General features: G+C 29.2%; 1 protein-coding gene. It reads right to left on the bottom strand.

The annotated features are described in order from the left end of the window. Positions 1 to 37: 37 nt before the first annotated feature. On the bottom strand, positions 38 to 970 hold the full coding sequence (locus F6K13_RS33475; protein WP_287289970.1) for an SGNH/GDSL hydrolase family protein: 933 nt from the start codon (positions 968 to 970) through the stop codon (positions 38 to 40). Positions 971 to 1,347 lie beyond the last annotated feature (377 nt).

The raw sequence follows: 1,347 nt of genomic DNA, 5'->3' as shown, positions 1-1,347 counted from the left end.
TACAGTGTTGAGTTTCTGACAAATTCTGTACAGATTTTTATAGTTGATTCTTCTCTAAAATTGATTTACTAATTACTTCACTAATAACTAGATTACCTTCAGGACTTAAATGAATATGGTCTCGATATAAACTATCTGATTCTGAGACAGATTTAAAGATAGGTAGTAAATCTAGATATAAAATATTCTCTGCCTGAGTAAATTCTTCTAAACGTTTACGAGTTTTAATTTCATAATCACGGGGTCCAGGTTCACCCACTTCCCTTAGTAAAGGAGTCATTGCTAGAATGAATTTAGCATTATTTTGATTAGCCAATTCAGAAATTTTTTTAATTGCCACTAAATTAAAACCAACCCGATCGCCTTCTTCTTTAATTTCACGAACTTTTGGAGCTTTTAAAAAATAACGATTGATCAATTCTGCCATAGCTGAAGAAGGTTTTTTATCTGGATAATTCCGGTCTACTCCTACCACTGATGAACTAGGTGCTTTGGCAAATAAATCATCGGTATTAATTAGTAATATTACTATTTGAGAATTAAACAAACCGAACTTTTCTAAATAAGCCAATTCATTTCTCGGACCCCAAGAATTAGCTGAAGCATTAAGAACTTCAACAATTTTATCTTTACCTAATTTTTCACTTAAAGAATTCTCTATAATTGCGGAAACTGTGTTATTTTGGTCAGTCCACCAATTACCATTAGCTACAGAATCTCCTACGAGAAATATTCTCAATGTATTATTTTCTTTTGACTCTTCTATTGGTTTTGACCGCATAGAATACTGATTGATTTTGATGCGATTTCCAAAGCGACTAACATTTTGATTTGGTGTTAAGAGATAACCAATTTGATTATCTGCAATATAAGTTAGAGGATTACCAAAACCCACTATAACTCGGAGTCCTATTTCCAAGATCCCCAATAACCCAAGTATAAGTGCTGAAATTATAAGTAGAATTTTCACTAATCTAAATTAAATTAATTAATCAATTTGATTTTCAATGATTTAGTCTGTAGTCTTGAGGCTAATAAATATTTTTTTTAAAGAGCTAATTTATCAAGTGAGTTTAAACCTATTTCTAGTAAGGTTTGTAGAAAATTATGCCTCCAAAGGCATATTATAGTGCAAAATCCTTACACTGTAAAGCATTTATCATCTTAATATTTACCAGATAAATCAGAGCTGATAAATTACATACATTATTATTTACTAATTATAAATATTTTAACTCAATAAATAATGAATAAAATCAAGTAAAAATTGCTTAAATTTCTGCTAATAAAATCTCCTATAAGTTCCAAAATCCACAAAAATTACAACTAAAATTAAATTTATTATGA

Origin of the sequence: Okeania sp. SIO2B9 (genome assembly GCF_010672505.1) — a bacterium.
Taxonomy (GTDB): Bacteria; Cyanobacteriota; Cyanobacteriia; order Cyanobacteriales; family Microcoleaceae; genus Okeania; species Okeania hirsuta.
This window is presented reverse-complemented; position numbering and strand designations above follow the sequence as displayed.